At 32.2% G+C, this 24,183-nt stretch carries 23 protein-coding genes; 7 read left to right on the forward strand and 16 right to left on the reverse strand.

What is annotated here, in order from left to right:
- Nucleotides 1–77: 77 nt before the first annotated feature.
- On the reverse strand, nt 78–1,088 hold the full coding sequence (locus EG242_RS10780; protein WP_124899885.1) for a T9SS type A sorting domain-containing protein: 1,011 nt from the start codon (nt 1,086–1,088) through the stop codon (nt 78–80).
- A gap of 370 nt (nt 1,089–1,458) precedes the next feature.
- On the opposite strand from EG242_RS10780, the gene EG242_RS10785 reads away from it, so the two are divergent.
- The 3 genes from EG242_RS10785 (at nt 1,459) to EG242_RS10795 (ending at nt 5,282) form a co-directional block, all read left to right on the forward strand.
- Complete coding sequence (locus EG242_RS10785) at nt 1,459–2,904, forward strand: glyceraldehyde-3-phosphate dehydrogenase (protein WP_124899886.1); 1,446 nt, start codon at nt 1,459–1,461, stop codon at nt 2,902–2,904.
- Nucleotides 2,905–2,977: 73 nt separating this feature from the next.
- Nucleotides 2,978–3,535: a thioredoxin family protein gene (locus EG242_RS10790; protein ID WP_124899887.1), complete on the forward strand. Its 558-nt coding sequence runs from the start codon at nt 2,978–2,980 to the stop codon at nt 3,533–3,535.
- A gap of 199 nt (nt 3,536–3,734) precedes the next feature.
- Nucleotides 3,735–5,282 (forward strand): FMN-binding glutamate synthase family protein, encoded by a 1,548-nt coding sequence (locus tag EG242_RS10795; RefSeq protein WP_124899888.1) that lies wholly within the window; start codon nt 3,735–3,737, stop codon nt 5,280–5,282.
- A 67-nt stretch (nt 5,283–5,349) separates the two neighbouring features.
- On the opposite strand, the gene EG242_RS10800 is transcribed toward EG242_RS10795, so the two are convergent.
- The 5 genes from EG242_RS10800 to EG242_RS10820 all read right to left on the reverse strand — a co-directional run bounded on the left by EG242_RS10800 (nt 5,350) and on the right by EG242_RS10820 (nt 11,040).
- Nucleotides 5,350–7,413, reverse strand: coding sequence for a T9SS type B sorting domain-containing protein (locus tag EG242_RS10800; RefSeq protein WP_124899889.1), 2,064 nt, complete (start codon nt 7,411–7,413; stop codon nt 5,350–5,352).
- Between the two features lie 47 nt (nt 7,414–7,460).
- A complete protein-coding gene (locus tag EG242_RS10805) occupies nt 7,461–7,967 on the reverse strand; it encodes a hypothetical protein (protein ID WP_124899890.1) in 507 nt (168 codons plus the stop codon).
- A gap of 4 nt (nt 7,968–7,971) precedes the next feature.
- Nucleotides 7,972–9,468: a T9SS type B sorting domain-containing protein gene (locus EG242_RS10810; protein WP_124899891.1), complete on the reverse strand. Its 1,497-nt coding sequence runs from the start codon at nt 9,466–9,468 to the stop codon at nt 7,972–7,974.
- A gap of 73 nt (nt 9,469–9,541) precedes the next feature.
- Nucleotides 9,542–10,531, reverse strand: a complete 990-nt coding sequence (gene lpxK / locus EG242_RS10815) for a tetraacyldisaccharide 4'-kinase (RefSeq protein WP_124899892.1) — start codon at nt 10,529–10,531, stop codon at nt 9,542–9,544.
- On the reverse strand, nt 10,531–11,040 hold the full coding sequence (locus EG242_RS10820; RefSeq protein WP_124899893.1) for a PH domain-containing protein: 510 nt from the start codon (nt 11,038–11,040) through the stop codon (nt 10,531–10,533). The genes lpxK and EG242_RS10820 overlap by 1 nt, the downstream gene beginning before the upstream one ends.
- A 68-nt stretch (nt 11,041–11,108) precedes the next feature.
- Here EG242_RS10820 and EG242_RS10825 point away from each other — a divergent pair, with 68 nt between their 5' ends.
- The 4 genes from EG242_RS10825 to rluF are packed head-to-tail and all read left to right on the forward strand — an operon-like array spanning nt 11,109 to nt 14,747.
- Complete coding sequence (locus EG242_RS10825; RefSeq protein WP_124899894.1) at nt 11,109–12,203, forward strand: Nif3-like dinuclear metal center hexameric protein; 1,095 nt, start codon at nt 11,109–11,111, stop codon at nt 12,201–12,203.
- A gap of 3 nt (nt 12,204–12,206) precedes the next feature.
- Nucleotides 12,207–12,986 (forward strand): zinc ribbon domain-containing protein, encoded by a 780-nt coding sequence (locus tag EG242_RS10830; protein WP_124899895.1) that lies wholly within the window; start codon nt 12,207–12,209, stop codon nt 12,984–12,986.
- A gap of 33 nt (nt 12,987–13,019) precedes the next feature.
- Entirely contained in the window at nt 13,020–13,880 is an 861-nt protein-coding gene (locus EG242_RS10835; protein WP_124899896.1) for an alpha/beta fold hydrolase, read from the forward strand.
- A gap of 9 nt (nt 13,881–13,889) precedes the next feature.
- Nucleotides 13,890–14,747, forward strand: a complete 858-nt coding sequence (gene rluF / locus EG242_RS10840) for a 23S rRNA pseudouridine(2604) synthase RluF (protein ID WP_124899897.1) — start codon at nt 13,890–13,892, stop codon at nt 14,745–14,747.
- Between the two features lie 28 nt (nt 14,748–14,775).
- Here the strand turns inward: rluF and EG242_RS10845 are convergent, their stop codons facing one another.
- From EG242_RS10845 to EG242_RS10890, 10 genes are all read right to left on the reverse strand, one after another.
- Nucleotides 14,776–15,459 (reverse strand): hypothetical protein, encoded by a 684-nt coding sequence (locus tag EG242_RS10845; protein WP_124899898.1) that lies wholly within the window; start codon nt 15,457–15,459, stop codon nt 14,776–14,778.
- Between the two features lie 30 nt (nt 15,460–15,489).
- On the reverse strand, nt 15,490–16,866 hold the full coding sequence (locus EG242_RS10850) for a DUF4153 domain-containing protein (protein ID WP_124899899.1): 1,377 nt from the start codon (nt 16,864–16,866) through the stop codon (nt 15,490–15,492).
- A 61-nt stretch (nt 16,867–16,927) separates the two neighbouring features.
- On the reverse strand, nt 16,928–17,218 hold the full coding sequence (locus EG242_RS10855; protein ID WP_124899900.1) for a winged helix-turn-helix domain-containing protein: 291 nt from the start codon (nt 17,216–17,218) through the stop codon (nt 16,928–16,930).
- Nucleotides 17,219–17,827 (reverse strand): hypothetical protein, encoded by a 609-nt coding sequence (locus tag EG242_RS10860; RefSeq protein WP_124899901.1) that lies wholly within the window; start codon nt 17,825–17,827, stop codon nt 17,219–17,221.
- Nucleotides 17,828–17,881: 54 nt separating this feature from the next.
- Entirely contained in the window at nt 17,882–18,442 is a 561-nt protein-coding gene (locus EG242_RS10865; protein ID WP_124899902.1) for a HutD family protein, read from the reverse strand.
- On the reverse strand, nt 18,442–19,395 hold the full coding sequence (locus EG242_RS10870; RefSeq protein WP_124899903.1) for a hypothetical protein: 954 nt from the start codon (nt 19,393–19,395) through the stop codon (nt 18,442–18,444). The genes EG242_RS10865 and EG242_RS10870 overlap by 1 nt, the downstream gene beginning before the upstream one ends.
- Nucleotides 19,396–19,452: 57 nt before the next feature.
- On the reverse strand, nt 19,453–21,213 hold the full coding sequence (locus tag EG242_RS10875; RefSeq protein ID WP_124899904.1) for a MutS-related protein: 1,761 nt from the start codon (nt 21,211–21,213) through the stop codon (nt 19,453–19,455).
- A gap of 86 nt (nt 21,214–21,299) precedes the next feature.
- Nucleotides 21,300–22,187: a bifunctional 5,10-methylenetetrahydrofolate dehydrogenase/5,10-methenyltetrahydrofolate cyclohydrolase gene (locus tag EG242_RS10880; RefSeq protein WP_124899905.1), complete on the reverse strand. Its 888-nt coding sequence runs from the start codon at nt 22,185–22,187 to the stop codon at nt 21,300–21,302.
- 44 nt (nt 22,188–22,231) lie between these two features.
- The gene (ffh, locus tag EG242_RS10885) at nt 22,232–23,575 is read right to left on the reverse strand and encodes a signal recognition particle protein (protein ID WP_124899906.1); all 1,344 of its coding nucleotides are present in this window, start codon (nt 23,573–23,575) and stop codon (nt 22,232–22,234) included.
- Nucleotides 23,576–23,685: 110 nt separating this feature from the next.
- Nucleotides 23,686–24,102 (reverse strand): hypothetical protein, encoded by a 417-nt coding sequence (locus tag EG242_RS10890; protein ID WP_124899907.1) that lies wholly within the window; start codon nt 24,100–24,102, stop codon nt 23,686–23,688.
- Nucleotides 24,103–24,183 lie beyond the last annotated feature (81 nt).

The following is a 24,183-nucleotide window of genomic DNA, read 5'->3' on the forward strand; positions in this document are numbered from 1 at the left end:
TAGTCAATACAATATACTGATTTTTAATCTTTTGAGCAACTTTTTCTATAATGCACTACGGGTGGTTTTATATAAATTTACTTTTTTACAATTTTCTTCACAGCAATACCTTTATTGGTTTTTATTTGTAACAGATACGAACCACTCGCCAGATTTTCTATATTTAACTGTACTTCGTTTACGTTAGTAAAACTATGTGTTTTTACACTTTTACCGCTTATATCAAAAACCTGTATTTGCTCTATGCTAATGCTTTCATTGTTTGTTATTGTAACTACATCATTGATAGGGTTGGGAAAAACGTTGAATTTAGAAGAAATAAAATCTTGTGTACTTAATGGAACCGTATCAACCGCAGAAATTACAAAATTATCAAACTTGTGAACAGCCTGTACCGATGCTATTGTTTCTACTATTAACCGTGTTTCTGAAAAATTAGATGAAGAAAACCACCCCGAAGTACCACTTACTCCCAAAGAGGGAATTGTAAAATAAGATATTTGGTTAGCATAATCTAAATATAATTCAAATTTTAACCAAGTATTTCGCGGAACAGCAATATTTTGAAATATATCACGCACTCCATGGGGCGGTGGCGTACAAGTACTACAAGAAACTCGAATTAAATTTGGAAGATTTGCATAATATATTGTCAATGGTACAGTGCCGCCAACAAAATCCAATTGGTTCCAAAATGAATTTGAATTAGAAGAAAATACAGTATTTCCGGTAAAAAAATCGTATTCTATTTTTAAAACATTGTTTCCTGCAGTTCTATTATTCCATAATAGCCCTAAATTTTTTAGCGCTATTAAATTACGCCCCCCAGAAACAGCAGGACCTGTTACTTGCAGTACATTTCCCCTGCCGGGTTCTGCTATAATTTTAAAATCGTTATTGCCTGTATATGGAATATTATACGTATGTGATGTTGTGTACCACCCGCCTTTTCCCGGTACAATACCGGTGTCGTCTGTACCTACATTGCCAGGGGTAAGGTTGTTAAAATTTTCACTGTATAACACTTGTGCATAAGTTAGCTGTCCCTTAAGTAAAAGCAATAAAACAAATAATATTTTATTTTTCATTTTCTAATTCTTATTTTAACATTATTGTGGTTGTACTACTAAAATTAACCTAAAAACATACCACAAACAGCTCTTAATTGCATAACACAACAAAAATCACTACCCTTTAAAATTATAATTATTTCCTTAAATAGTTAATAATTATATAAACATAACTATAATAGTTTTAATTAACAAAACATTTTAAACAATATAACAAAAAAATCGCCGATATAATTACACCAAAAGGCGAACAATTGCGATTGATTTTGTAAATTCAAAAAAAGTAGATTTTTAATTAAAATCTACTTTTTTTATTAAATACGCTTCTGTATCATAAAATTTAATATTTTTGTACAACTTTTTAAAATTCAACACAATTTACAACCAAATGGAAAATAGTTTATACGAAAAAGAATTGGCTTTCCAAGCAGATAGAAGAAAAGCTTGCGTAGAGTTTATTAAAATCGTTAATGATTTATGGTACGATAAATCAATTGAATTGGTTTTATTTAGAAACCAGTTAATTGACCGTAGCGTAAGCGACATTATTAATTTGCACGAATACGCTGCAAAATTTGTTGAAAAACCAATTAATGTTTTTGATACGGTAGAAATTGCTCGTGCTATTTTAACTGCCGATTTGCCACCTGCACGTATAGATATTGGTAAATTAACATTTGAATTCCATTTAGAGGACAACAAATACAACGATTCATTATCTTTTGTTGTTGATAAATTAAAAGACGCTAAAGATAGTAAAGGCGTTGAACCTAAAGATGTTGTTTTGTACGGATTTGGGCGTATTGGTCGCTTATTAGCTCGTGAATTAATGGCTAAAATTGGTAAAGGGCAACAATTACGCTTAAAAGCAATTGTTACACGTGATAAAAACGATGAGTTATCGTTAGAGAAACGTGCTTCTTTATTACGTTTAGATTCTATTCACGGAGATTTTGAAGGATCTGTAGGAATTGATGTAGAAAACGAATCTTTAATCATTAATGGTTCTCCGGTTCGTATGATTTCTGCAGCACAGCCAGAAGATATCGACTATACACAATACGGAATCAACGACGCTTTAGTTATTGATAACACAGGTGTTTTTAAAGATGAAGCCGCTTTATCGCGCCATTTAAAATCTAAAGGTGCAACCAAAGTTTTATTAACTGCACCAGGTAAAGGGGTGCCAAATGTTGTTTATGGTGTAAACCACGATGATTACATTATCGATGAAACTCCAATCTGGTCAGCAGCATCTTGTACAACCAACGCTATTACTCCAGTTTTAGCTGTTATTGAAGAAGAATTAGGTGTTGTAAAAGGACATTTAGAAACAATTCATGCCTATACAAACGACCAAAACTTGGTTGATAATATGCACAAAAAATACCGCCGTGGTAGAGCAGCTGCTTTAAACATGGTAATTACCGAAACGGGTGCTGGCTCTGCAGTAGCAAAAGCATTACCAAGTTTAGCAGGTAAATTAACATCAAACGCTATTCGTGTTCCTGTTCCAAATGGTTCATTAGTGGTATTGAATTTAGAAGTTGGAAAACAAACTTCGGTAGGAGATTTAAACAAAATAATGAAACAATATGCTTTAGAAGGCGAATTGGTCGAGCAAATTAAATATTCGTTAAACAACGAATTAGTTTCATCGGATATCGTTGGAACATCGGCTCCTGCAATTTACGATTCTAATGCAACAATTGTTTCTGCCGATGGTAAAAACATTGTATTATACATTTGGTACGATAACGAATACGGCTACAGCCACCAAGTTATTCGTTTAGCTAAACACATTGCTAAAGTACGTAGATACGTTTACTATTAGTAGATACATAACATATTAAAGCCAACTTTTTAGTTGGCTTTTTTTATTTAACTTAGCATAAAACTCAAATAAAATGGCTCGTACACCATCAAACATGCTGAAACTAGATACAATAGCACCCGATTTTTTTCTGCCCGATACCAACAGCAACGAATGGAAATCGTTTAACGATATAAAAGGCAATCATGGAACTCTTGTTATGTTTATTTGCAACCACTGCCCTTTTGTATTACATGTTATAGACGAAATTATTCGTGTAGCTAATGATTATCGTGTTCAAGGTATTGGTTTTGTGGCAATATCAAGCAACGACGCAGTAAGCTATCCGGAAGATGCACCCGAGGAAATGACTGAATTTGCTTTTAACAATAAATTTAGCTTTCCGTATTTGTATGATGAAACGCAAGAAACAGCAAAAAAATACGATGCTGCCTGTACACCCGATTTTTATTTATTTAATGCTCAAAACAAACTGGTTTATCGTGGACAATTAGATGATTCTCGTCCAAAAAACGGCATTTCAATTAGCGGAAGTGACCTAAGAAATGCTATTGATTCGCTATTATATAATCGCAGCATAAATCATATACAAAAACCGAGTATTGGTTGTAATATAAAGTGGAAAAATTAGTTTTAAAATCAAAATGTTTACTACCTTTGCGAACACTATTTTTCTAAATCTAATAAAAAAGAAAGGTATCTATTAAATTATAGTCAAATTAAATTATTAAATAGAGCATAGTACAGATTATCTTTCAATAAAAATAGTTTAAAAAAATAGCAATTCGGAAACATTTTTAATCAACAACAATTTTTGCATTTAAAAACCTATGTTACACCAAAAATTTTTAAATCGTTTTGTAATTAGACAGGTTATTTGGGCTTTTATAATTACCTATTTAATTGTAGCATTATATTTAGTTTTATTAAGAGGATGGAGTTTCGTAACTCTTATACTTCCTATACTATTATTTTATTTAGCATTTAAAGATGCTTTTCAAACAAAACACACCATTCGTAAAAACTACCCAATTATTGGGCGTTTACGATATATTTTAGAAGAAATACGTCCGGAATTACGTCAGTATTTTTGGGAAGGTGAGTTAGATGGTAAACCTTTTAACCGCCGCGAACGTTCTATTGTTTACCAACGTGCAAAAAACGAGAAACAAACCGTTTCTTTTGGTATGCAAGACGACCCAAACCGCATTGGTTACGAATGGGCTTCGCATTCTGTTTACCCAAAAATCATTTCCGATTTTAACTTTAGAACCTTAATAGGTAACGAACAATGTACACAGCCGTATAGTGCAAGTATTTACAATATTAGTGCTATGAGTTATGGTGCGTTAAGTAAAAAAGCAATTATTTCATTAAACAAAGGTGCTAAATTAGGCGGATTTGCTCACAATACTGGTGAAGGTGGTATTTCGCCTTACCATAGATCGGGTGGCGATTTAATTTGGCAAATTGGTACAGGATATTTTGGCTGTAGAGATGAACATGGTTTTTTTAGCGATGCTTTATTTGCTGAAAGATCTCAGTATCCTGATGTAAAAATGATTGAATTAAAATTATCTCAAGGTGCAAAACCTGGTCACGGAGGATTACTTCCTGCAGAAAAAAACACCTTAGAAGTTTCTAAAATTCGTAACGTAAAACCGTTTACAACTGTTCATTCACCATCATCGCATTCTTCTTTCAGCAATGCTAGCGAATTGGCTCAATTTATTGGTAAACTGCGTAATTTAAGTGGTGGAAAACCAGTTGGTTTCAAAATTTGTATTGGACGTAAAGATGAATTTATCGATATTGTTAAAGCTTTTAGCGAATCTGGAATTTATCCTGATTTTATTACAATTGATGGTGCCGAAGGTGGTACAGGTGCTGCTCCGTTAGAATTTATCGATTATATGGGTATGGCACTGTCTGACGCTTTAGTGTTTGCAAATAATACGTTGAAAGAATACGGTATTCGTGAGCACGTTAAAGTTCTTGCAGCAGGAAAAGTTATATCTGCATTTGATTTAGCTAAGAACATGGCTTTAGGTGCAGATGCATGTTACAGTGCACGTGGAATGATGTTTGCCTTAGGTTGTATTCAGGCATTACAATGTGACAGCGGACATTGCCCGGTTGGTATCGCTACACAAGATCCTTTACTTTATGAAGGTATGGACATTACAGATAAATCTGTTCGTGTGGCAACATTCCATAAAAATACAATGAAAGCATTTGGTGAATTTATTGGCGCTTGTGGTTTCTCTAAACCAAACGAAGTTAGTCCGGAAGCATTTCACAAACGTACTGAACATGGCAAAAATATGTCATTTGCAGAGGTTTATTTTAAAGATATAGTTACTACAAACGTACACTAATAAAAAAAGGAAAGCTACTTAGCTTTCCTTTTTACTTTATATGGTTTAGTAAATAGATAAAACAATTTTACTGTACTTCTTTTATTACATAAACATAACCTGTATACGTATCAAATAAGGTTTTAAAAAGATAAAAATAAGTACCCGAAGGTAATTCACGGTTGCTTTTATCTTGCCCTTTCCATTGATCAACATAACCCACACCATGTTCATAAACTTCCATACCGTAACGGTTAAATATCTTTAATTCTATTACATTAAAAATTTCCAGATTAAACCCATCATTCAACCCATCTCCATTTGGCGAAATACCTTTTGGCACCACACAATCATTTAATTGTAATTCTATTATATTATCGCACCAAAGTTTGGCTCCCATTGCCTTTATATAAACAATGTACGGGAAACGCGGCGGTTGATAGTTGGTAATATTTAAAATTTCATTAGTACCATTTTCTGCATCGTTTCTATTCTCGTAAAACTTCAATTCTATTTCATTGCTGTAAGAAAACATTCGAGGTAAAAGAACATTCACCAAAGTTAAATTAACAGCTAATGGGTTGTTTTTTAAATTACAGATCATTAACGGATCTTTTAATTCGGTAAAAGGCATCATTTGGACCGTTATTTTGAAGGATGTAGTGTTTGCACAACCTGTAATTGGATCAAAAACCCTAATCCAAATACTTTTAGAAGAATGACTTTTTATTTGATAATAATCAAAATCTTGAATTTCATTTACGCCTGCAGTTGCATCTTTTTCTGACTCATGAAAACTTATTAGATAATTAAGATTGTTAGTTGCTTCGAACTTTTTATCAGTTAAATCAAATACTTTATAACCTTTTTCTTCATAATCACAAACAATGATATCAGAAGGTTTATTTACTTCGGGTCCAAAAATTAAAACTACGTTTTCAGTATCGGTATTATTTGTTTCATCTAGTTCTATTACCATTCCATTTTTATTTCCGTCGTCATCAACACTTGCGGTTAATGTAAAACTATTGGGTATTGATTGTGGAATTGATAAAGAAATTGATCCAGATTGTATTTCATTAATATTTATAGCTGCTTTGGTGGTGGTGGTACCCACTAATACATTATTCGCGTAAAAAGCAATGGGCACATTAGGCAAAAGTTTTGTGGTGCCGTTTATATTGAACACGGTATAATCAACTTCAATATGTCTACTATCGCAAGTTACTTCTATAGCATCTATAACAATAGTAGCATCGGCAAAAAGACTGCTTAAAGCAACTATTATGTTGTTTATAATTATTAAATCCTGTCCTGTTTTTATATGCACATTCATAGATGTATCGCCTACCGAAATAAAGTTACCTACTTGGTAATAATCAATATCCATATTCCATAAATTGGTAGCACCAGTATAGGTATTGGTATTATTAAAAGCATTGTTACCAGGGTTTAAAGGTGGATTACTCACTAACATTCCATTGATTCTTAACTGTTCTTCTACAGAAATATTATCATCACCCTCCCAAGCTAAAAAACCAACTTTTGCATTATTTACATTTGTTACGTTTAAACCATTTAAAGTTATGGTAACATTTTGTCCGGTGTGATCTACTATTTGAAAGCCATCATATACACTTACCACTCTGTTTGGCAAGGTTGAATCTTCATAAACCACCACAATAGACCAACCTGCGTAGTTGCTTCCAGTGGGACAATAGGGCGCAATAACATTTGTTAAATCAAGATCAGACAGTGTATAATTAACATTTCCAGTTGCTTTTACAAAATTGGTAACATCGGCAAATGCGCCAAAAAATTCAAGTCCCGTAGGACCAACTGTGGTATGTGTTCTTTGTGAAGTAATAGGTGTGTTATTTAATTTTACATTTAAATCGGCCTGAGCTAAGCTACCAGAGCCTGACCAATATAAAAAAGCAGCTTGTATGCTAGCATTTGCATTTAAATTTAAAACGGCACTAGATTGGGTTAAAATAGTGCATGGAGCACCTAAACCATTGGCAGCGGTGTTCATGGTATTGCCAATCATAAAAAAATCTAATCGGCCTGTATATTGTTGGTACAAATTAACAGACTGACCCGATACTAAAAAACCAGAAAAAAGTATAAATGTTTGTAGTATTTTTATCATAACTTTTTAAGTTTCGATAAAAATACAAAAAATTAACTATCAATCAGTTAATCAACAGTATACTCTTTGTATTTCACATTAATTTTCTTTAGTAAGTAAAGAATTTTACCATTGCATTGAAGAATTAATGTATCTTTTGTAGTACCAAATTTGTAAGGAAATTGATGCTCTTGAATAGTTTGGTAATTACTTGAATTGTATTGAGATTGGTGTAATGCGTTAATAAAATTACCTTGATTATACCAATGAAATTTATTAACAGTGTTAAATTGGTAAATAGTATCACCGTTAGTAGCCGCAATGTTTAAAAATCTTAAATAATCATTGTCTAAAAACAAAATTTCTTGATGTGTTATACCTAAATAACCGTTAAAAAAAACAGCTACTTCATTATTTTGCCCTGTTTTTATTGGTGGATAAGTACCTTTTAGTTGCCAAAAACCAACTAATTCTTGAGATTTTGAATTGGTTTGATATCTGGTAATTACATCATCAATATCATCATCGCAGCTTAAAAGCATACAAACAACCAATAATAACAATAGCTTTTCCATATAATTATTTAATTTCTTTTATTAAATAAATGTATCCCGAAATAGTTTCATAATCTGTTGTAAATACGTAATAGTAAGTTCCGGTTGGCAGTTCTTTATTGTTCATATTCTGACCTACCCATTGGTTGGTGTAACCTTTACCATAGCTAAAAACTTCTGATCCGTATCTGTTATATATTTTTAATTGATTAAGATCGTAGACACTTAAATCTAATCCATCGTTTGATCCATCAAAATTAGCCGAAACCCCTTTTTGAATAGGACACTCTCTAGTTAAATCGATATGTATTTTAGAAGAGTTATTTTCTTCGTCAATTTCATATACAATTCCTTTTTTGTTTCCGGTATCATCTACATTGGCAACCAAATCAAATCGGTAACCAAACTTTTTAGGAATATTTAAAGTTGTAGTGTAGGTAATTTCTTTACCAATCGCCACTTCGTCACTTGTTTTTGTAGTTCCTACCAACTCATTATTTATATAAAATGCAATGGGCGTATCTTTTTTTAAGGGATGGTTTCCTTTATGATTTGCCACCGTATAATTAACATCGACAACTCTTGTGTTACAGTAATTTTTATAACTATCTAAAGTCATTGTAGCATCAGGAAAAACACTGTAAACCGAAAGTACTATTGTGTTAAAGAAAACTACATCGGCAGCGGTAGTTACCTTAATATCTAGAATAGTATCATCTACCTCTACATAAGTACTTAAATCATATTCATCTAAATCCATATTCCACATTTCTGTAGAATTAGAATAAGTATTTGTACAGTTAAAAGCATTATTGGCAGGATTCAACGCGTTTGAAACGGTTAGGTCGTTTATTAATAACTCTTCGCCAGAAGCTAAAGAAGCATCGCCTTCCCAAGCTAAAAATGAAATCTTTGAGTTTGCTGCATTTGTAATTCTAAAACCATCTAAAACAATATTAATAATAGGATTACCAATATCTAAATTTTCAAAGCCATCATAAATTGCAACTAAATTGTTTTCAATATTTTCATCGTTATAAACAACTACAATTGCCCAACCAACATAGTTCCCACCACAATATTTTTTTATATGCTTTGTTAAATCTAATTCTGATAGTGTATATTCTGTTTCTCCAAATTGTTTTACAATACTTGTTACATCTGCAAAAGCTGAAAAATAGGCATAATTTGGATCTGCACCGGCTGCTAAAAGATTAAGACGTTCAGACTGAACATCTACACCATTTAATTTAACATTTAAATCAGCCTCTTTCTGATTTCCATTTCCAGACCAATATAAATAAGCAGCTACAACTTCTTTAGTTCCAGGTATATTAAGTGTTGCCGATGATTCTGTTAAAATATCACACGAAGTTACATCCCCATTAGCTTTAACATTCATGGTATTGCCAAGCATTGTATAATCGTAACTACCGTAAAATTGTTTGTATAATGAAACTTTTTGAGCAATAGCTGTAATGCTACAAAATAATGTAGCAAGTAAAAGTAATTTTTTAAGCATTATTTGTGGTTATTGATTTTTTGTTAAAAATATAAAAAATGCCTTACATTTTACCAACCTTTATTAATATTTTTTAAAATAAAAAATTGTTGAATTGTTCTATTTCTTTTATAAAATCCATTTCAATTGGTAAATAAAACAACTGATTTTTCGGTAACTGATTTTGCAAGCGCATATAATCTTTTTCGGTGGTGATAATTTTTCGTCCGTTTGCTTTTTGTAGGATATTCTTTAGATCTTGATCTGAAAAAAAATGGTGATCTGAAAAGGTTAAACAATCATTTTTAGTACAATTTAAATACTCATAAAAATACTCGGGTTTTGCAATTCCGGCAACAGCAATAAAATCATTTTTTAAATCGATAACGGGAATTTCTTCAACATTATTTGTAACAGTCTGATGATAATTAATTGTAGAAAAGAAAATTTTATCGTTATCAATGTCAATTCTACTTTTTATTTGAAGCATTTCTGCTTCCGATAAATTTTTAGGGCATTTAGTAACCACCACAACATTGGCTCTTTTAACTCCCGATTTACACTCGCGTAAATTCCCGGCAGGTAAAACCAAATCGTTGTAAAACAAATCGTTATAAGCGGTAAGCATAATATAAAAACTTGCTTTTATTTTTCGGTGCTGAAAAGCATCATCTAACAAAACAATTTCGGTTTTTGGTAAAGCTGCTAAAATTTTTGTTACACCTTCTACTCTATCGACATTTACGGCAACATGAATATTTTTAAATTTTGAATGATACTGAAAAGGTTCATCACCAATTTCTTCTATGGTTGTAATATCATTTGCTAAATAAAAACCTTTGCTTTTTCGCTTGTAGCCTCGGCTTAAAACTACTAAACTATATCTATCACTCAAAAGCCTGATTAAATATTCAACCATTGGTGTTTTACCCGTTCCACCAACCGACAAGTTTCCAACAGCAATAACAGGAATATCAAAACCAATTGATTTTTTGATGTTTTTATCGTACAAAAAATTGCGTAAGCTAGTTATAGCTGCATAAATCAACGAAAACGGAAATAATATTTTGCGTAGGTTTTTCATTAAATAAATTCTGAAACTTTTGTAATAAATAACGTTCTGTTATCTGGCGAAACTACAAATTTCTGTTTTTGAGTAACAATCATCACTAAATTGTCTTTACTTGTAAAATTCCAAGTCATATCACCAAATTTTTTATTTGTAAACGATCCTGAAAATCCAAATACACCGCCAATTCCAAATGTTCTTACAGAAAACCGTAAATCTTTATAATCAATCGATTTCACTTCTAAAATAAGGTCCTTTTTAATAAGTTGCACATCGTTCCCTTTAATAATCTTTACCCCTTCATTCAAAACCTCATATCCAATTATTCTTTCGGTAAACACCCAATACAAAAGTCCAAAAAGTCCTATTGCAACTATTGGCATCATGATTGATTTTCTATCAAAATTTTCTTCTGACAGACTCAACACAAAAAGCAATAATAAAGCAACACCAATTAAGAGAAAAAGTCCTACAATAATAACAGTTGTTACCTTTACCGTTGTTCCCAAAGACGCATTAAACATTTCGATTAATTTATAGCTAACGAAATTACGATTATTTTTATCTTTGAAAAACGATTAAAAACAAAGTTGTGAAATTAAAACAAATTATCCCGATTTTAGAAGAAATGGCACCCACTGCCTATGCCGAAGATTTTGACAATGTAGGTTTGCTTGTGGGAGATGTAAATACAACAATTACAGGTATTCTTGTTTGCCACGATGCTTTGGAAACCGTTGTTAACGAAGCTGTTGAAAAAAACTGCAACCTAATTGTGTGTTTTCACCCGATACTTTTTTCCGGCTTAAAGAAAATAACCGGTAAAAATTATGTGGAACGCGCTGTTATTAATGCCATTAAAAACGATGTTGCCATCTATGCCGTTCACACAAGTTTGGACAATCATAAACTGGGTGTAAACAAAATTTTGTGCGATACTTTAGGGTTGATTAACACTAAAATTTTAATTCCTAAAGAAAATTTTATTTACAAACTTACCACTTTTGTTCCTAAAGATAACTTAACCACTGTTCAAAAAGTCTTGTTCAATGCAGGAGCCGGAGGTATTGGAAATTATTACGATTGCAGTTTTACTTCGGCCGGAATTGGATCTTTTACAGGAAACAACGACAGCAATCCGGTAATTGGCAGTCAAAATGTTTTTACCGAAGTGGAAGAAATCAAATTAGAGGTTACTTTTGAAAAACATCTGCAAAACAACATTTTAAAAGCCTTGTTTGAAAGTCATCCGTATGAAGAAGTGGCGCACGAAATCACCAAATTAGAAAACCAACATCAGAATATCGGTATGGGAATGATCGGCGAATTAGAAAATGAAATTTCCGAAATAAATTTTCTTCAATTCGTAAAAAACAAAGTTGAAACTGGTGGCATACGTCATTCCGATTTCTTAAATAAAAAAGTGAAAAAAGTGGCGGTTTTGGGCGGATCAGGTAGTTTTGCAATTGGGGCTGCAAAAGCGCAGAATGCCGATGTATTAATAACAGCCGATTTAAAATACCACGATTTTTATCAGGCAGAAAACACCATTTTATTAGCCGATGTGGGTCATTTTGAAAGTGAACGTTACGTAAAAAATTATATTTTTGATTATCTATCAAAAAAAATACGTACTTTTGCAATTATTTTATCAAGCATTAAAACAAATCCGGTTAACTACCTATAATATATGGCAAAGAAAGCAGAAACTGTTGAAGAAAAATTAAGAGCGTTATACGACTTACAATTAATTGATTCACGAATTGACGAAATTAGAAACATGAGAGGCGAATTACCTCTTGAAGTGGAAGATTTAAAAGATGAAGTTGCCGGGCTTACAACTCGTTTAGAAAAGCTTAACAACGAAGTACAAACTGTTGACGAGCAGATTAAAACAAAGAAAAACGAAATTGATTCTCACAAAGAATCAATTAAAAAATACACCGATCAACAAAAAGACGTTCGTAACAACCGTGAATTCAACTCTTTAACAAAAGAAATTGAATACCAAACGTTAGAAATCGAATTAGCAGAAAAGCACATTAAAGAGTTTAAAGCTAACTTGGAGTATAAAAAGAATTTAATTTCACAGACATCTGAAAAATTAGATCTTAAATCGAACCATTTAAAGCACAAAGAAAACGAATTAAACGGTATTTTAACCGAAACAGAACGTGAAGAAAAAGCGTTGGTTATAAAATCAGAAGAGTTTTCTGCAATTATTGAAGATCGTTTGTTAAATGCGTACACAAGAATTAGAAACGGCGTTAAAAACCGTCTGGCTGTAGTTTCTATTGAACGTGGTGCATCTGCAGGATCGTTCTTTACAATTCCACCACAGGTTCAGGTTGAAATCGCTGGTCGTAAAAAAATCATGACAGACGAACACAGTGGTCGTATTTTGGTTGATGCAGCTTTAGCAGCAGAAGAAAGAGAAAAAATTGATACAATTATCAAAAATTTAAAATAAATTTAAGCCTCTAATTTAATAGAGGCTTTTTTTATGGGGTTTTTCAAAAGATTAAAATACACGCTTATTACAAAAGGTTTTGGTTTGTACATTAATTCCTTGCACTACTTAAATGCAAAATTTGCAGCAAATACCGCCTATACACTATTCTCGGTTCCGCGCGAAGGCGTTTTAAAATCGCTGCCTACTTTTTTGGGATCAAGTGCCATGAAAAAACTAAAAGTAGATCAGCACGATATTCAAACCTACGAATGGTTTGGCGAAAAAGAAACCATTTTACTTATTCACGGCTGGGAGAGCAACGCCAATCGTTGGCAAGGCGTTATTCATTTTCTTAAAAAACATAATTACCGCATTATAGCATTGGACGCGCCAGGACAAGGTTTAAGCGATGGCAAAGAACTAAATGCTGTTTTATACAGCCAATTTGTTAACAAAGTGTGCAATCATTTTAAGCCTGATTTTTTAATTGGTCATAGCTTAGGTGGCATGACTATGTTTTATTATATGGCGACTTTTAAACCCGATTTTGTAAAGAAAATTGTATCGTTAGGTGCGCCAAATCGTTTTTTACGAATTACCGAAAATTACCGAAACCTTATTTCACTTACTCATAGATCATATCAAGGTTTTTTAAAAGAATTTTCTAAACGATTTTCTATTGATCCAGCGAATTTTAATAGCAGTTCTTTTGTTGATCAGATAAAAATTCCCATTGGTATGATTCACGATGAAGAAGATAAAGTTGTTCCCTACAGCGATACATTGGAAATTTTAGAAAAACATCCCGAAATTCCGCTTTACACTACGCATGATTTAGGTCACAGTTTGTATAGCGATGATGTGAACGAACAAATTACTTATTTTTTAGAAAACAACCGCTTTAAATCGTAATTTTGCACAATGGATCAGGAAGGAATACGCATTAATAAATTTTTATCGGAAGTTGGATATTGTTCACGCCGTGAGGCCGACAAACTGTTAGAACAAGGCAGAATAACCATTAACGGGAAAATTCCCGAATTAGGAACAAAAGTTTTACCTACCGATGAAGTTCGTGTAAACGGAAAATTGGTAACAGAAAAGGATGAACCAAAAATTTATCTTGCAGTCAACAAACCTGCCGGAATTGAATGTACTACCAATCAATCGGTTCGTGGAAATATTGTTGATTTTATTAATTATCCCGAACGAATTTTTCCTGTAGGAAGATTAGATAAAGATTCGGAAGGATTGATTATTATGACCAACGATGGCGACATTGTAAACAAAATTCTTCGCGCACGTAACAACCACGAAAAAGAATATATTGTTACAGTTGATAAAACTATTACCGATCGTTTTATTAGTAGAATGGGTGCCGGTGTTCCCATTTTAGATACTGTTACAAAAGAATGTCGAGTTGAAAAAATTAGCAACACTACGTTCCGTATTTTTTTAACACAAGGTTTAAACCGACAAATTCGTAGAATGTGCGAGTATTTTGATTATACGGTTGTTGCTTTGAAACGTATCCGTATTATTAATATTTCGTTAGATGTTCCTGTTGGAAAATACCGCGATATTACCAAAGCCGAAATGGACGAATTGAATCGTTTAATTGGTGAAAGTACTAAAACCGAAGAAGGCAGTTTACCAAAACCTGAGAAAATTATGGTTAATAAAAACCCTGCACCAACTAAAGATCGTAAAGATTTTAAAAAGAAAATTGTTGAACAACGTCCGCTACGAAACGAACGCAGAAATACTAGAAATAAATAAATCCGAGTTTTAAACTCGGATTTATCTATTATCTCATCCATCCTTCTACAACATATTTTTTTTCTGTTATTTTATATTCCATTCCATTTTCTGGTTGATACCACAACTCAATTCTTGCTCCATATTTATCACCCCATGAACCTTCATAAATTACAAATTCTCCGGAATACATTTTTACTTCTAAATCATTAACGATAATTTTAGAACGATATAAAATTTCCTTTTCTGATAATTTATCATTCGAAGTAATTTCGAAAACTCTAATAAAAAATGAGCCCTTCGCGTTAAGTTGATAATTTGTATAATAAGTATAAATACCTGGTTGTGAGTACGCAGCTATTTTAAAATCGTTTACAATTAAATCGTCTTCATTAATCTCTGTTTCTATCGGAATTTCAATTATTATATTTTTGGGAATAGTCTTATTTGCACCGTAATAATCTGGTGGTGATAATGTAAAAATTACAGAGGTTATTACAAAGAGAAATATAGTAACAATTAACTGTGGGAATATAAAATACCATTTTTTTATTACAATTTGCACTATTGCTGAAATTATATTTCCTAAAACATTTATAAAGAAAATAATTAAAGACAAATCAATTAATTCATCTTTCTTTAAAATATTTCCCAAGATAAAAATGAGAATTGGGATTAAATATGTGATTATGGGAATCCACCAAACTATAAAATATTTCTTAATCAAAATCATTATCAAATAGTTTAAATAAAAGTTGTGTTTTTATTTTTCTGAAAACTCATAATACAACTGCTTCGATAAAAACGGTAACTCTTCATAATACTTCAATCTGTTTAAAAGAAATTCAGGAACTTCCATATTCTGTTTTTTGTAATAATCAATCAATGTTTTTTCGTTCCCTGTTAAATCAGAAGCTAAATAATTCCAATCAACCGTATCTTTCTGTAAGTTAAAATTCGTCATGATATTTCCCCAATTGAAAATCGAACAAAAAATCAGACTGTAAAAAATGGTCCACGACATTTTATCGATCAAGTAATAATTTGTTCTTTTTTGATGGATTTTCAGGAACGAATAAACTAACCCGATCAAACATATTATCAAAAATAAATACACGCCCAAACGTTTATAAGTTAATCCCATTGCATTGATGTAAACCGAATTTTGATAAAAAGCCGATGCTATTAAAAAGCCATTTAAACCAATCCAAATTTTTGTCAATCGAAGCAACCACGTATTGTTTTTTATAAAGTTTAAAGCATCTTTAAAGAAGAATAAAACCACGACCATTGCCAAGAAAACCGATGTGATTATCAAATAAATCTGACTGTGCGTTCGCGAACTGTATTCTGAAATATGCTGAATTGTTTGTTGCGCATTTTCTACATTAAAAACAATTACAAAAAACAACAGCATGCAGTTTAAACTAACCAATGTGATGATTCCGCTGCGAACTTCGAAATCAATCGGGATAAAATTAAACGACGGTTTTTGATTGATTTCTTGTTCTTTAGTGAAATTTAAATTCAGTTTTTTATCTATGATTTTAATAAAATCGAACACTTTGATATGCCAAAACACAAAACTTATGTAAAAACCGAAGATGATGGTAAAGATGATTAATCCGTCGATGTTCCATTCGTAACGATTGTACCACTCACTTAACATATCGCTCGATGAAATGTATAATCTGAAAAAGACCGACAAGATGCAGAATGGCAAAATTATGTATGAGAAAATAGTGACCAATGTTTTTTTGGAATCTTCTTTTTTGAATTCGAACCACTGGTCTATCAAGAAAATCCGAGCCACAAAAGCAGGCCAGCTCAATACAAAATTAAATGCGTTTGTAATTAATTTCATTTGTGGATCTACTACATAATATCTAAATACAAACGACGAAACTACTACCGAAAGTACCGTGACTACTGATAAAAGCCACGCATTGGAAAAACTTGAAGCCACAACACAAACTACCAATGTTATGGCTTTTTTATCATGTAACAATTTGGGTTGCATGACCAATTGTGCAATTAATAGAATTAAAGCAAAGATTGAAAGATTGATACCTAGTTCCTGATCATAAAAAAGAACGGCAAACAAAATGGTGCTGGTAAAAATTAAAAACTGTTTTTTCATAATATTTATATTTAAAAGTACTTTGTGTTTCAAAGTTTATTATTAAAAAAATAAGACCCATTTACTGTCTCATTATTTTTTCTAGAAAAGCAAGATGTTGCTGAAATGCCAACTTACCCACTTCGGTAATTTTATAGGAAGTTCGAGGTTTTTTACCAACAAACTCTTTTTTAATTTCTATGTATTCGTGTTTTTCCAAAGCGGTAGAATGGCTTGCCAGGTTTCCATCGGTAACCTGTAGGAGGTTTTTCATTTCCGTAAAATCAACCCACTCATTAACCATAAGAACCGACATTATTCCTAACCGAACCCTACTTTCAAATTCTTTATTTAAACCGCTTATTAAACTCATTTACTTGTATTTTCTGTGTAAAATAACACCGTAAACAATATGCAAAACTCCAAAACCAATGGTCCAAAAAATCAATCCTTTGCCAATAAAAAATAAAGACAAACAACCAAGAATAATCTCGAGCAAGCCTAAATATTTAATATCAGAATACGTATATTTTTCCGCATTAACCAAAGCCAATCCGTAGAAAATTAAGGTTGTACCAGCAACTAATCCGTACAAATTATACTGCAACAATGCCAAAACAAAAACACCGCCAACTACCAGTGGAATAGCCAATTGAACTAAAATTTTCTTTGTTGTAGCTGTCCAGATTTGTAAACCCAGCTTTTTGCTTTTACGAACAGTAAAATAACATCCACAAAAAATAGCTAACAATAAAGCTGATGCTCCTAAAACAAACAATTCAAACACAAATTTCTCATTGAATACATAATCCGTACTAAAATCAATTTGATATTTCTTAAGTATTGCAATTGCAAGAATACCTGTTACCAAACCAACAATACCTGCTCCTACTCCGGATAATCCACTTAAAGATAAAAACCGAGACGAACGTTCCATCATGGAACGTATATGCGCTAAATCATCAGAAATTTTTTGATTCATTTTTATTTACTTTGAAATACAAAGTTATTTGAATTTTCGAATTAACAAAATATTTTACATGATTTTTTTTGATATGTAAGCGATTATGATATTCTTATCCGTGGTAATTGTTAATTTGTGAGAATTAGTGTTCTCAATTATAAGTAAATCAAAAGGTTCTAAAATAAAATCAGTAGCGTTTACGAATAATTTTGTTTGCGTTTTTGCAAAAACAAACGTCATAGATACTGAAACATCAATAGCATCATTAACTAAACAAACATTTACATCAACATTATTTTGTACCATTAAATTAAAATCGTTTCCTTTTGTGAAAGATGTAATATCACTATTAGAATCAAATTTAAAAACATTATTTGGAGTATAGCTTTCTTCTTTTCCATTGATATTTATGTTCAAATCATTATCTAACATTACCAAAAAACGAGCATAACCTTTAAATTTTGTAAAGACTGAAGGAACTTTAGTTATCGTCGCAACACTTATCCTAAATAAAAAATCGCGTTTATCGTACAATGAATTTTCAGGGTAAATTAAATATTCAAACGTTTCGCCACCATCCCAAATATTAGGTAAAATATTATTTTTCTTGATAATTGTATAGTTTATATTCATTATAACATTAACTTATCTAGATCTAACAACAAATAATTTATATTTTGATTTATTGTTCGGGTTGCAGATTGCATTTGGTTTAACATTGAAGTACGGTTATGCAAATCTTCGGCAAGATAAAAACCGCCATTATCAAATAAAATAGACTGTTGAGCTACTTCTATATCGTTTCCAAAGTTGTATTCTACCCAGCGTTTTTTTATATTTTGGATGATTGATGCTTCTTGTGTATAATTTGAAAAACTTTTTTCGGTGTACATATACCATACAAAAGGCGGAAAATTCTCTGAAACCAGTTTTTCTTGCCAAATATCTCTTAATAAATTCCTTTGGTGTATAAATTCTACTTTTTTACCTTTTGGGTTCAACATCATAAAACCTAAACCCGCACCTAAAACACCAGCACCAATATCAACTGACTTGCCAACATTTTCATTTTTAACAATAGCGCTTGTGGTAGACGCAGCTGCTCCTAAAACAATAGAAAGTATTACCATTCTATTCATTTTTCGTGCGTTTAAATCGTCTATAAAACTCGCCATTTGTCCTACACGTTCTCCTTCACAATCAAATTCGGCAGCAACGGCATCTAATTCGGTAATGGCAATGGTAACTTTGCTATCGATAACAGACCGTAAATGCAGTATTTCAAGTTTTGATTCAACGGAAGTATCCTTTTTAATTTCGATAATTTTCTTAACTTCATCGGTAGTTCCTAACGCATTAAGAATCAATATGCTTTGATCTGAAAAATGTTCAGACAGATTCTTGTTTGCCAGCAGTATTGAATCTGCGTTGTACGAAGGTAGTTTTTTATCGTAATTGTACTTAAAAGGTGCCTTGCAGTAACTGTCTTTTAAAGTTAAAATGTTATCGCGCAAAGCTTGCGTTTTTTTAGAAACACAAGATGTAAACGCAAAAACAAGAAACAAAAGCCCAACTAATTTCTTCATTTTTTCTGAATTTATAACGCAAATATAACAAAGAAGATTATTGACAAATGGCATGTACTAAATAATTTCCATTTTTTTCATTATGAACGTAGCATTCTTATTCTGACAGATGCCATTTTTCAGTCTGTAATCAAAATGGAGTTCGTTATTGATAATTTCAACTTCAAAACACTTGTTTTCCATAGTTTCCAAATGATGCTCTGTGGTTTTACAAACTTCTAAATCATGGGTAGCAATCATTCCGGTAACCTTCAAATTATGTAGTTTTTCAATAACACCAACCGTTCCCGTTTTTTTATCGTCTGAATTTGTTCCTTTTAAAATCTCGTCTAACAACACAAAAATGGGCTGTTTTTCGGCTTCGGTAACGATTTGCTTTAGACGTTTTACTTCGGCAAAAAAGAACGATTCGCTATCAGACAACGAATCTGTTAATCGCATAGAAACCCACAAAGGCAGCGGATAAACTACTGCTTGTTTGGCATCAATTGGTGCTCCGGCGTAACTTAACACTAAATTAATTCCAACAGTACGCAAAAAAGTACTTTTCCCACTCATATTGCTTCCTGTTAAAATCACAAATCGTTTCTGGCTAAAATCAATCGTATTTCTCATTCTTTTATCTTTTGAAATCAGCGGATGTCCTAAATCCTCCATTGTAATTTGGTTTGATGCAATTGTTGGATACTGATATTCTGGATTGTTGTAAGCAAAATTCGCCAAACTGTTCAAGGCTTCTATTTCGCCAATAATTTCCATAAACTGCCATAAATCTTGCTGATGATTTTCTTTCCATTTCAACAACTTTTTATACACCCAAAAATGATACTGAAAAGTTCCGTTTAACGCAATAAAGACAAACAAATTGGCAATGGTATTCAGTTTTTCAAAGCAATTTGCAAGGTTTGTAACAATTTGGAAAGCCGTTTTTTGGTTGGATTGCAATTTAGACTGAAGATCGTTTAAATAAACCGATTGAAATTTTTCGGTTTCAAACGCATGAAGCATTTTTGAATATTGCTGTAAACTGTTGGCTATTCGATCACTTTTACCAATTTCTTTCAAAATATGCTGACTAAAATATCCAATCAATAATAAATTCATCGTGAAGAAAAACACGGCTAATTTTGCAAAAACGGGATGCCAGTCAAACTTCGATCCAACGATTGAAATCAGCAAAAGTACAGGTATTAAAATGGCGAAAAACTGCATAAAAGCTTTTGGTTTTTCAGATATAGTTTCTGTCCATTTTTTTATTGCTAGATCTTCTTTTTCGGTGGTTCCTGCTAATAATGATAAGGTTTGAAAGTGCTGACGGAAGTTTAATTTTTCTGAAAGTTCTTTCACAGCTTCTTGTTTTTTTAGGATCGATGCTTCTGTGGGAATTTCCTGTAAGCTTTTTGCTAATGCATCTTTTCCTAAAAAAGTTCCGGTACGATTTGTAAACTGAAAGATTGAATTAGATCCAAACAAATCTAAATCATACGAAAAAGCATGTTGTGGATTTTGATATTCTACACCGTTATTAAACTGATGATTTCCTTCTAAAAAAGAAATTTCATCGGTGTTTATCTGCTTCAACGTTTTATGATAGGCAACTTTTGACTGTACCTTTAAATAAATGTTTACAACAATTATAAATACAATAATGAACGCCAGCGAAACAAATCCGTACAAATGATTTTTCTGGTACATCATTAAATACAGAAAATAAATTGTCCCCAAAAGCAAAACAATTCTACTATAACTTAAGATGTTGTTTTTCTTGGATAATTTTTTAAGTATTTCTGTCTGTTGCTGGCTTATTGTAGTGTACATATTTTGGTTTTAAAATTGATTAAAAATACGCACAAAAAAACCATCTCGCAAATGAGATGGTTTTTAGTAATATGAATTATTTTAATTTATTTATTCTTCTTTGCTCTGCGTTCTCTTGCAATCAGCGTATTTTTCATTAACATAGCAATAGTCATAGGACCAACACCACCTGGAACTGGTGTTATCCACGATGCTTTTTCGGCAACTTCGTTAAAAGCAACATCGCCTTTAATTACATAACCTTTTGCATTAGTTTCATCGGCAACACGGGTAATTCCCACATCTACAATCACGGCTCCTTCTTTAATCATTTCTGCTTTCAAAAATTCTGGAACTCCCAAAGCTGTAATTACAATATCGGCTTCACGAGTAATAGCTTCAATGTTTTGTGTTGCAGAATGCGTTAAAGTAACGGTTGCATTTCCCGGATAAGCTTTACGACTCATTAACAAACTCATTGGTTTACCAACAATATTTGATCGACCAATTACAACCACATTTTTACCTTTAGTTTCAATTTTGTTGCGTTCTAATAACTGTAAAATTCCGAAAGGTGTGGCAGGAATAAACGATTCTAATTCCAATGCCATACGTCCGAAGTTTTCTGGGTGAAAACCATCTACATCTTTATCTGGATCAACCGCATTTAAAACCTTTTGCTCATCGATATGTTTTGGTAGAGGCAGTTGAACGATAAATCCATCAATATCATCGTTGGTATTTAATTCGTTGATCTTTGCCAACAATTCTTCTTCTGTAGTTTCTTCTGGTAACGAAACCAATGTAGAATCAAAACCAATTTTTTCGCAGGTTTTTACTTTACTACCTACATAAGTTAAACTTGCGCCATTGCTTCCTACTAAAACTGCCGCCAAATGCGGAACTTTTTCACCACGTTCTTTAATTTTAGTTACTTCGGCAGCTATTTCGTATTTAATTTCTTCCGATACTTTTTTACCGTCTAATAATTGCATTGTTGTTATTGTTTGTAGTTGTTTTGTTTTATCTTACTTAAAAGCTATTTCATTCCCATACCTTTCATCTGCCCCATCATGCGCATTAGGTTTTTACCTTGTGCACCTTGCATCATCTTCATCATTTTACTCATTTGATCGAACTGTTTCAACAATTGGTTTACTTGCTGAATATCGGTTCCTGATCCTTTTGCAATACGCAATTTACGTTTGGCATCTAATAACGCTGGTTTTTTACGTTCAACCGGAGTCATTGAGTGGATAATAGCTTCAATATGTTTAAAAGCATCGTCTTCAATCTCTACATCTTTCATAGCTTTACCAACTCCAGGAATCATTCCCATAAGATCTTTCATGGATCCCATTTTTTTTACCTGCTGGATCTGACTTAAGAAATCATCGAAACCAAATTCGTTTTTAGCAATTTTCTTTTGAAGTTTTCTTGCTTCTTCTTCATCATACTGTTCTTGTGCGCGTTCTACCAACGAAATAACGTCACCCATTCCCAAAATACGATCTGCCATACGATCTGGATAGAATACATCAATTGCATCCATCTTTTCACCTGTACCAATAAATTTAATTGGTTTGTTTACGATCGATTTAATAGAAATTGCAGCTCCACCACGCGTATCACCGTCTAATTTTGTTAAAATAACTCCATCAAAATTTAAACGATCATTAAAAGCTTTTGCAGTATTTACAGCATCTTGCCCTGTCATAGAATCTACAACAAACAAGGTTTCGTGTGGTTTAATAGCCGCGTGAACGTTTGCAATTTCGTTCATCATTTCTTCATCAATCGCCAAACGACCGGCAGTATCGACAATTACAACGTTGAACCCGTTTTTCTTAGCATAATCAATTGCGTTTGTTGCAATAGAAACCGCATTTTTGTTTTCTGGTTCAGAATAAACCTCAACACCAATTTGATCTCCCACAACATGCAACTGGTTAATTGCCGCCGGACGGTAAATATCACAGGCAACCAATAACGGCTTCTTTGTTTTTTTAGTTTTTAGAAAGTTTGCCAGTTTTCCGGAAAAAGTTGTTTTACCAGAACCTTGTAAACCCGACATTAAAATTACCGTTGGATTTCCCGAAAGATTTACCCCAACAGCATCGCCACCCATTAATTCAATTAATTCGTCTTTAACGATTTTAACCATTAACTGTCCGGGTTGTAACGTTGTTAAAACGTCTTGACCAATTGCTTTTTCTTTTACTTTATTGGTAAAATCTTTGGCAATTTTAAAGTTCACATCGGCATCTAACAACGCGCGACGCACTTCTTTTAAAGTCTCGGCAACGTTAACTTCTGTAATTTTTCCGTGACCTTTTAATATATGAAAGGCTTTGTCTAATTTATCGCTTAAATTATCGAACATACTTTTGATATTATAACTAAAGGGCAAATATACAATAATTTTAGATTTTGTTTGTTAGATGTTATGTGTTAGTTTTTCTTACCTAAAGATGTTTATTAAGAAAGTAAGAACTATATTCCAAAAAACTTTTTATCATCTTTTAACTCTATAAATACTCCCAAAGCAATTACTGGCAGATAATAACCTAAACTTATAAGTATAAAACCCTTATCATCATAAAACTGATAAAAATTAATGAATATTCCAACAAGCAAAATCATCATTAAAATAGCCTTAACTAACATCGTACTATATAAGACTTTTCTAAAAATCAGATAAGTTATGATATAAAGAATTAAAAATGGTATAATTTTGAAATAGAAAAAAATAAAATAAAAAATAGTTATCCCAACCCAAGTTCCAGCAACATCTATCCCGTGTACAATATCAACTTTTATACTACCGATAATGAATATTACAAATGCTATCAGTAAAGGAGAGCCTATCAAAACAGAAAGCCAATTCAAAATTAAATAAGTCCATTTCATAAATATTTCCTTTCTTTAGAATTCTAAAAATAGTAAAAATTTAGGACAAAAGACTTCTCGACTCCGATCGAAGTGACAAGT

The organism is Paenimyroides viscosum (assembly GCF_003858535.1).
GTDB classification, from domain to species: domain Bacteria; phylum Bacteroidota; class Bacteroidia; order Flavobacteriales; family Flavobacteriaceae; genus Flavobacterium; species Flavobacterium viscosum.